The sequence below is a fragment of the Salipiger sp. genome, from assembly GCF_059781815.1.
On the sequence record NZ_JBYNAH010000013.1, the window covers coordinates 28,650 to 37,295 of the forward strand.

The following is an 8,646-nucleotide window of genomic DNA, read 5'->3' on the forward strand; positions in this document are numbered from 1 at the left end:
TCAGTGGTCTTTGCGAAGTTCCGTGAGGGGCGCGCGGCTGCTGCGGAGCGTCCACAGCCCGAAGGCCATGAGGACGGCGCCCACAGCCAGCGCGATGAGGTTGGGCGAGATCATGAGCAGGGCCCCGATGGCGAGCGCCAGCCGGGTGGGGACCACGAGCGCGCCGCGCCAGTAGCCCTCTGAGGCGATGGCAATGGCCAGCACGACGACCAGCACGCGGAGCGCATCGAAGGCGATTGTCGGGATGCTGCCCTGCAACAGAATGCCGGGCGCGTACATGAAGGTGAAGGGCAGAACGAAGGCGGCGACGGCCAGCTTGCAGGCCATGCCGGCGATCGAGATCGGGTTGGCGTCGGCGATCGCGGCGGCGGCATAGGCGGCCACGGCGACAGGTGGCGTCATCGCCGAGAGCACCGCGAAGTAGAGCAGGAACATGTGCGCCTGCAGCAGCGAGTAGCCGTAATCCCCGACCAGCGTCGGCGCCACGAGGGCGGCGGCCAGCGCGTAGGCGGCGGGGGTGGGCATGCCCATGCCCAGCAGGATGGTCATGGCGGCGGCGATGACCAGCGTCAGCAGGTCGTTCGAGCCCGCGATCAGCACCAGCAGCTCGGACACCTTGCCCGCAAGCCCGGTCATGGTGATGCCGCCGATGACCATCCCCGCGGCGGCACAGGCGCCGGTCACCGCGACCATGCTCATGGTGGTCTGCGCGATGCCCTCGTAGAGCGCCTTCAGCGAGAAGCTCTTCCAGCGAAAGATCCAGGTGCCGAGCAGCGCGATGGTGCCGTAGAGCGCCACGTAGGTCGGGCTGAAGTGCATCACCAGCGAGCCGGTCAGCACCACCAGCGGCACGATGAAGGGCCAGCCGTCGCGCAGCACCTGCCGCGCCTTCGGCAGCTCGTCGGGGTCGAGGTTGCCGGCGCCGAGACGGCGCGAGCGCAGGTCGACCTGCAGGAAAACAGAGACGTAGTAGAGGATCGCCGAGATCAGCGCCGCGAACACGATCTCGAGATAGGAGATGCCGGTGAACTCGGCCATGATAAAGACCGCAGCCCCCATGACGGGCGGCAGGATCGAGCCGCCGGTCGAGGCCGCGACCTCGATGGCGCCCGCGAGGCGCGGCGAGTAGCCGAGCTTCTGCATCACGGGGATGGTGACCGAGCCGGTGGTGACCACGTCGGCGGTCGGGCTGCCCGAGAGCATGCCGAAGAGCCCCGAGGACATCACGGCGACCTTGGCGGGCCCGCCGTTGTATTTCCCGGTGAGCGCCGCTGCGAGACCGAAGAAGAACTTTCCGCCGCCGGCCTTTTCCAGCAGCGTGCCGAAGAGCACGAAGAGGAAGGCGTAAGTGGCGGTCACCTGCACCGGGGCGCCGAAGACGCCGTCGGTGGTGAAGACGGTGATGTCCAGGAAATGCGCGAAGCTGATGTAGCCGTGGCGCAGCGGGCCCTCGAAATTGTGGCCCCAGAGGTTGTAGGCCATGAAGACCAGAACGAGCCCGGTCAGCCCCATGCCGACGGTGCGCCGCGCGGCCTCGAGCGAGAGCAGCAGGATGCCGTAGCCGAAGATCCAGTAGGCGGGGGTCAGCGGATCGAAGAGCGTGATGCGCTCGGCGATGGCCTGCATCTCGATGCTGAAGAACACGAGACAGGCAAGGCTGAGGCCGGAGAGGATGAAATCGGGGATGCTGGGCCGGTCGGTGCGGGCACCGGGCGTGGCGCCCACCAGCAGGAACAGCAGCGTCAGCATCATTGACAGGAAGATGATGGTGCGCGCCAGCACGTCCCAGGTGGACATGGTGGCGGCGTAGACGGTGAACAGCGCGGTCAGGACCGCAAAGCCCTTGATCGCGTGGCCGAGCGGCCCGTCGAGCCGCCGGCGCGGGCCGGTGCCGAGTGCGGCGCCCGCGAGGCGCTGCGCGAAGGAGGGAGAGGGGGGCTGGGTCATGCGGTCGCCTTGCATCCGGAAGAGGTCGGCGGGGCCGGTGGACGGCCCCGCGCGTGCCTTACATCAGGCCTGCTTCTTCATAGGCGCGGATGGCGCCCGGGTGGAACGGTACGACGGCCTGGTCCTTCATGCCTTCCGGCGTGAAGCGCGACATGGCGGCAGAGACGGCGGCCATGGCGTCGGGATGGTCGAGCATCGCCTTGGTGACGGTGTAGGCGGTCTCTTCGTCGAGCTCCTCTGTGGCGAAGAGGATGATCGAGGTGGTCACCGTCTTCACGTCGCCGCCCTCGCCGGGGTTGGCGTCGGCCGCGATGGTCCAGGGTTTCAGCGAGAACTTCTCGATCACCGCCTCGGCCGCGTCATCGGGCACCGAGAGCAGCTTGAGCGGCGTCGCCTCGGACATCTGGGTGAGCGAGCTGTGGCCCTCGAAGAGCGTGTTGGCCAGCAGGTCGACGCGGCCGTCGCGCATCAGCGTGGTCTGCTCGCCCGAGGCCTGGAACTGCACCGAGCCGCCCCAGTCCTCGATGTCGTCGAGGCTGGCGCCGAGTGCGGCCAGCGTCTCTTCGGTGATGGCCGAGGTCAGCAGGCCCTTGCGGTTGAAGACCAGGCGGACCGGCGGCTTCTTCTCTGCCAGGTCGGCGAGGCTTTCCAGCCCGTATTCCTCGGCGAAGTCGGCGCGGGCGATCCACCAGACCGGCGCCCAGTCATAGAGCACGGCAAGCGCGGTCAGGCCCTCGACGGGCTCCTTGAAGGGCTCGGTGCCGGCCTTGGCGAAGGCGAGGTCGCCGTCGTTGGCCATGCCGAGCGCGCAGGCGCCGTTCTGCACCTGCACCACGTTGGCGAGGCCGCCCGAGGAGGTCTGGTAGGTGATCGTCGAGCCCGGCGCCTCGGCCTTGACCGCCGCATCGAGACCGGTGCCGACCAGCGACCACAGGCCGCCCGGGCTGGCGCCGCAGACCGACTCGTTAATGGTCTGGGCCTGGACGGGAAGCGCCAGCCCGAAAGCGAGGCCGGCGGCCGCCGAAATCTTGAGAATGTTCATGGTCCTACCCTGTTCGGTTTTGTTGAACGTGACCGGGGCGTTGACGCTGCCGGTCCCGGACGTTGGTTCCGTCCTGGGTCAAGCGTGACCTAAAAATGAAGCTAACCGCAAGCTCAATTCCAAAAATGGAACAAAATTCAAAATGAGAATGGCCGTGGGTCGCACCCCCTGCCTGTTTTGGCAGCGGGTGCGCGGGTCTGGGTTGATTTGATGGTAATTATTGCCCGCCTGGGATGATTCCGTTCTCACGATCGACGGTTTCAAGCAGTTTGCGCAGGTAATCGGCGGCCTCGCGGCCCTTCAGCGACTCGCGCCACATCTGGTCGATGGTGCGCTCGTGCAGCGCGATGGCCTCGTCGGTGTTGGTGATCATCGCCACGCCAAGCCGCACGTTGGGCTGCTCGCCAAGGCGGAAGGGGCTGATCGACAGGGTCTTCACGTCGCCCTTGCGGAAGATCTGGAAGGCGCTGTGGGGCAGGGTGCCGGTGATAAGCCCGACCTGAACGCCGATGGGCTCGCCCTCGATCAGGTCGATGAAATGCTGCACCTCGCGGCGGGCGCGGGCGCGGCGTTCGCTCAGGTCGTCCGGCGGCAGGAAGGGCTGGCCGACAAAGCCGGACCGCAGCAGGCGCACGATGTCATGGGCGGACATCAGGTTGACGATGGTGGGCCGCCGCGACAGGTAATTCGCCTTGCGTTCCTTGAGGATCTCGATGATCCGGTCAATGTCCGCAAGCGTCTGGTCGCGGTGATCGGCGCTTTCCGGCACGCTTTCCTTGAGCAGCCGTTCCAGCGATTCATGGAAGTCGTCCGAGGCCAGAAGGTAAGAGATCGGACCGGCCAGCACGATGATCTGGTTGGCCTCGGTCTCGAGCTGGCGCAGGCGCTCGAAATAGGTGACGGCCGACGAGATGTATTCGATCTCGACCCCCAGCAGCGTGGGCAGAGACACGTTCAGCAGTTCCGCCAGCCCGATCAGTGTCTCGATCTTGACCACTTCGCCCTTTTCGAAACGGTAGACCGCGGTGCGCGAGATTCCGATGCGATTGGCGACCTCTTCTGCGCTCATCCCAGAGCCAAGCCGAAACGCCCGCAGCCTCTGGCCGATTTCATCGTATCGCAGCGTCATCTGGTCCCTCACTCCGGTTTTGGAGACGGAACCACCGTTTCCGCGCAGGGGCAACGAAAAAGCCCCTGTTCTGCGACTCCCTTGCCGTTCTGTCAAAAAAGTGGGATTTTGCACACAAACGGTATGGAGGTCTTCATGGACTGGCTCAACAGCTCGATCGCGTCTCTGCGCAAGGCTCTGGACGCGGGGCAGGTGACGCCGGCGGCGCTGGTCGAGGCGCATCTTGCGCGCATCGTCGAGCGCGATGGCGAGATCGGGGCCTATGTCCATGTGGATGCGGACGGCGCCCGCGCCGCGGCGGCGACGCCGGTGGCGGGGCTGCTGAGCGGCATTCCTTTCGGGGTGAAGGACGTGCTCGACGTGGCGGGGATGCCCTGCGAACAGGGCAGCGTTATCTACGGGGGCAACGTGCCGCCCTTCGACGCGGGCAGCGTGGCGATGCTGAAGCAGCAGGGCGCCATCGTGCTGGGCAAGACCGCGACGGCGGAATTCGCCGGCACCGCGCCCGCAGCGACGGTCAACCCGCTGGATCCGGCGCGCACGCCGGGCGGCTCTTCGAGCGGTTCGGGCGCTGCGGTGGCCGCGGGCATGGCGGTCTTCGCGCTTGGCACCCAGACCGGCGGATCGGTGCTGCGCCCGGCGGCCTTCTGCGGCGTCGCGGGGTTCAAGCCGACCTTTGGCGCCTGGCCGGTGTCGGGGATGCTGTCCGCCGCGCAGTCCTTTGACACGGTGGGCGCCATCGCCCGCAGCGCCGAGGACCTGGCCTGGGTCCATGCGGCGATGATGCGGCTTTCCGCGCCCGGTGCCACCGGCGATCTGCCGGTGATCGGGCTCTGCCGCACCCATCTTTGGGGCACCGTGTCCGAGCTCAGCGCGGGCGCGGTCGAGGCGGCGCGGGCGGCATTCTCGCGAGCGGGGGCGCGGGTCGTCGACCTGCCGTTGGCGCCGGGATTTGCCGAGCTGACGCAGTACCGCGCCATCGTAAATGCCTTTGAGCGCTGCGGAAACACCGCCTGCTTCGCGGCAGAGCTCGACCGGATCCGCCCCGAATCGCGCGATGTCTTCACCCGCGGCGAAAGCATCGACGGCGAGACCTACCTCGCCTCGCGCCGGGCGCTGGATGTCGCGCGCGCCTCGGTTGACACGCTTTTCGGCGAGGCGGGCGTGCTGCTGACGGCGACGGTGCCGGACGTGGCGCCGCCTGGGCTGGAAAAGACCGGCGATCCGCGCCTGCAGGAGCTCTGGAGCACGCTGCGCTGCCCCTCGGTCGCGGTGCCCTTCGGTCGTGCACCCTCGGGGATGCCGCTCTCGGTGCAGCTGGTGGCGCGCGCCACCGAGGACGCGCTCCTGCTCGATGTCGCGCGGCAGCTTGAGGCGCTGCGCGAGGGCTGATCAGCCCTCGGCGGTCTCGAAGCGCGCGGCGAAATTGTCGAAGAACTGCGCCGAGAGCTTGCGCGAGGTCGAGGCGATGAGCCGCGAGCCCAGCTGCGCCAGCTTGCCGCCGAGCTTCACCTCGACCTCGTAGCGCAGCAGCGTGCCCTCGGGGTGGTCGTCAAGGAAGATGCGGGCGTGACCCTTGGCAAAGCCCGCGACGCCGCCCTTGCCCTCGCCGCTCAGCACGAAGCTTTCGGGCGGTTGCTCTTCGCTCATGGTGACGGTGCCTTTGAAGGTGGCCTTCACCGGGCCGATCTTGGTGGTGACGCTGGCGTGGAAGGTTTCGGCGCCCTCGGCCTCGAGCTCGGTGCAGCCGGGGATGCAGTCGCGCAGCACCTCGGCGTCATGGAGCGCGGCCCAGACCTCGGAGCGCGGGGCGGGTAGGGTGTATTCTTCGGAAAGCTGCATGATTGGGCACCTCGACTGTTTCAATTTTGGTTCGTGACCTCTTAGTTATTTTATTATTGAAACCCAGAAAAGAGTAGAATACCAAAAATGGAACAGTCGGGCGCCCTCCGAGACGCGCCGCGCCAATGAAAAAGACGCTGCATGGCCTGTCGCGATGCGCACAGGACTATGGATAGAGAGGACCAGATGACCCGGGCTTTCCAGAATATGCTGACGCGGGTGACCCCCGAGATGGTCGCCACCTTCACCGAGGCCGGGTTCTGGTCGGACGACACCATCTATGACTGCGCCCGCGCTTCGGCCGCGCGCGCCCCGGCGCAGGTCGCGATCCGCGACGCCGGGCTGGCGCTGGCCTATGGCGATCTGGTGACGCTGGCCGACGGCTTTGCCGGGCGGCTGGTGGAGGCGGGGCTGCGTCCGGGCGACCGGGTCGCCGCGTGGATGTCGAGCCGCTGCGAACTGGCGGTGCTGCTGCTGGCCTGCGCGCGCGAAGGCTTCGTGCTCTGTCCGTCGCTGCACCGCAATCACACTGTGGGCGAGATCACTGGGCTGGTGAAGCGGATGCGCGCCAAGGCGCTGGTCGCCGAGACCGGTTTCGGCGCCGATGCCGACCGGTCGGACATCACCAGGACCGCCGCCGAGGTCACCGACCTCAGGCTGACCGTCTCGCTCGAGGCGCCCAAAGCGCGCAGCGTCGCGGATCTCTCGGCTGCGCTTGGCACCGGCGAGGCCGGGCCCTCCGAGCGCAACGGTTGCGACATCGTCTACCTCGCCTTCACCTCTGGCACGACGGGCGAGCCCAAGGGCGTGATGCACTCGTCGAACACGCTGCTCGCCAACGCCCGCGCCATCGCCGGCGACTGGAACATCGGGCCGCAGACGGTGACCTACACCATGGGGCCGCTCAGCCATAATCTCGGCTTCGGCGCGCTGATCCTGACTCTGTTGGCCGGGGGCGAGCTGATCGTGCACGACATGCCGCGCGGCCAGAGCCTGCTCGAGAGGCTGGAAGAGGTTGGCGCGACCTTCCTCTTCGGGGTGCCCGCCCACGCCATGGACCTGCTGACCGAGCTCGACGCCGCCGCCGAGGCGGGCGGGACGCCGCTGGCGGGGCTGCAGGGCTTCCGCATCTCCGGTGCTGCGGCGCCGTCCTGGGTTGTCGAGCGGCTTTCGGCCCATGGCATCAAGGCGCAAAGCGGCTACGGCATGACCGAGGCCTGTTCGCACCACTACACGCTGCCCGACGATCCGGCCGAGCGCATCACCGGCACCAGCGGCCGGGCCTGCCCGGGCTACGAGGTGAAGATCTTCGACCCCGCCGACCCCGACCGCCCGCTCTCCACCGGCGAGGTCGGCCACATCGGCGGGCGCGGCGCGAGCCTGATGATGGGCTATTACGACGATCAGGCAGCGACCGAGAAGGCCTTTAACAAGGATGGCTGGTTCATGACCGGCGACCTCGGGCGCATGGACGAGCATGGCTACCTGACCCTCACCGGACGCCTCAAGGAGATCATCATCCGGGGCGGCCACAACATCCACCCCGCCCGCATTGAGGCACTGGCCAGCCGACATCCGGACGTGGCGCGCGCCGCCGCGGTGGGCGTGAAGGACGAGCGTCTGGGCGAGAAGGTCTGCCTTGTGGTGATGCCGCGCAACGGCGCGGGGGTCGACCCGCAGGACGTGCTGCGCCACCTCGACGAAACCGGCCTGTCGAAATACGACATGCCGGAATACTTCCTGCAGGTGGACGAGATCCCGCTCTCGGCCTCGGGCAAGATGCTCAAGCGCGCGCTGCTGCCCGACATCGATTCCGGCAAGCTGGTGCCGAAGCCGATCCGGTTCGAGGCGCCCGCCTGATGGCCGATTATCTCGCCCGGCTCGGGGAAGAGATGCGCCGCCCGCCGCTGCACGGCTGGCTGCGCCCGCAGGCGATGCGCGCCGACGGCTCCGAGGTCGAGGTGCGCCTGCCGTTCCGGCCCGAGTTCGCGGGCGGCACCGATCCGGTCTTCATCCACGGCGGCATCGTCGCGGCGCTCTGCGACCTGACCGCCCACGCGGCGGCGGCCTGCGCTGCGGGAACGCCCGTGCCCACGGTGACGCTGGGGGTCGACTACCTGCGCGCCGCGCCGGGCGTTGATCTGCGCGCCGTTGGCATCCTGCGCAAGCTGGGCCGGACTCTCGCGCGCGTGGATGTCGAGATCTTCGCCGGGGACAAGCTTGTCGCGCTGTCCCGCAACACCTTTGCCATTCCCGAGGAGAGACCATGAAAGCGGTCGTGATCGAAGACTTCGGAGCGCCCTCGCAGGCCACCATCCAGGATCTGCCCATGCCCGAACCGGGCGCGGGCCAACTTCTCATCGCGGTCGAGGCGGCGCCGGTCAATTTCGTCGACAGCCTCGTCTTCACCGGCAAATACCAGTTCCTGCCCGAGCGGCCCTTCACCCCGGGCAAGGGCCCCGCGGGCAGGATCCTTGCCATCGGCGAAGGGGTCGAGGGCTTCGAGGTCGGGGAGCGCGTGCTCGCCATGGCCGAGCACGGCGGCTACGCCGAGGCGGCGCTGGTGCCCGCCAAGGATGCCTACGTGCTGCCCGGGAATGTCAGCAGCGAGGACGCCGGGGTCCTGTCGCTCGCCTTCGACACCGCGTGGACGGCGCTCTTTGAGCAGGGCCGGATGCAGCCCGGC

The 8,646-nt window shown here is 68.0% G+C and carries 8 protein-coding genes; 4 read left to right on the top strand and 4 right to left on the bottom strand.

What is annotated here, in order from left to right; translation table 11 throughout:
- From AC6RA4_RS02875 to AC6RA4_RS02885, 3 genes are all read right to left on the bottom strand, one after another.
- Complete coding sequence (locus tag AC6RA4_RS02875; protein ID WP_500157219.1) at nucleotides 1-1,947, bottom strand: TRAP transporter permease; 1,947 nt, start codon at nucleotides 1,945-1,947, stop codon at nucleotides 1-3.
- A 58-nt stretch (nucleotides 1,948-2,005) separates the two neighbouring features.
- Nucleotides 2,006-2,989, bottom strand: a complete 984-nt coding sequence (locus tag AC6RA4_RS02880) for a TAXI family TRAP transporter solute-binding subunit (RefSeq protein ID WP_500157221.1) — start codon at nucleotides 2,987-2,989, stop codon at nucleotides 2,006-2,008.
- Nucleotides 2,990-3,206: 217 nt separating this feature from the next.
- Nucleotides 3,207-4,118, bottom strand: coding sequence for a helix-turn-helix domain-containing protein (locus AC6RA4_RS02885; protein WP_500157223.1), 912 nt, complete (start codon nucleotides 4,116-4,118; stop codon nucleotides 3,207-3,209).
- A 135-nt stretch (nucleotides 4,119-4,253) separates the two neighbouring features.
- Here AC6RA4_RS02885 and AC6RA4_RS02890 point away from each other — a divergent pair, with 135 nt between their 5' ends.
- The gene (locus AC6RA4_RS02890; RefSeq protein WP_500157225.1) at nucleotides 4,254-5,510 is read left to right on the top strand and encodes an amidase; all 1,257 of its coding nucleotides are present in this window, start codon (nucleotides 4,254-4,256) and stop codon (nucleotides 5,508-5,510) included.
- Here the strand turns inward: AC6RA4_RS02890 and AC6RA4_RS02895 are convergent, their stop codons facing one another.
- Nucleotides 5,511-5,960, bottom strand: a complete 450-nt coding sequence (locus tag AC6RA4_RS02895; RefSeq protein WP_500157227.1) for an SRPBCC family protein — start codon at nucleotides 5,958-5,960, stop codon at nucleotides 5,511-5,513.
- 186 nt (nucleotides 5,961-6,146) lie between these two features.
- On the opposite strand from AC6RA4_RS02895, the gene AC6RA4_RS02900 reads away from it, so the two are divergent.
- The 3 genes from AC6RA4_RS02900 to AC6RA4_RS02910 form a co-directional block, all read left to right on the top strand.
- On the top strand, nucleotides 6,147-7,820 hold the full coding sequence (locus tag AC6RA4_RS02900) for a class I adenylate-forming enzyme family protein (RefSeq protein WP_500157229.1): 1,674 nt from the start codon (nucleotides 6,147-6,149) through the stop codon (nucleotides 7,818-7,820).
- Nucleotides 7,820-8,230 (top strand): PaaI family thioesterase, encoded by a 411-nt coding sequence (locus AC6RA4_RS02905; protein ID WP_500157231.1) that lies wholly within the window; start codon nucleotides 7,820-7,822, stop codon nucleotides 8,228-8,230. Before AC6RA4_RS02900 ends, AC6RA4_RS02905 begins: the two co-directional genes overlap by 1 nt.
- On the top strand, nucleotides 8,227-8,646 hold a 420-nt coding region (locus AC6RA4_RS02910; RefSeq protein ID WP_500157233.1), incomplete at its 3' end, for a quinone oxidoreductase family protein. The genes AC6RA4_RS02905 and AC6RA4_RS02910, both read left to right, overlap by 4 nt.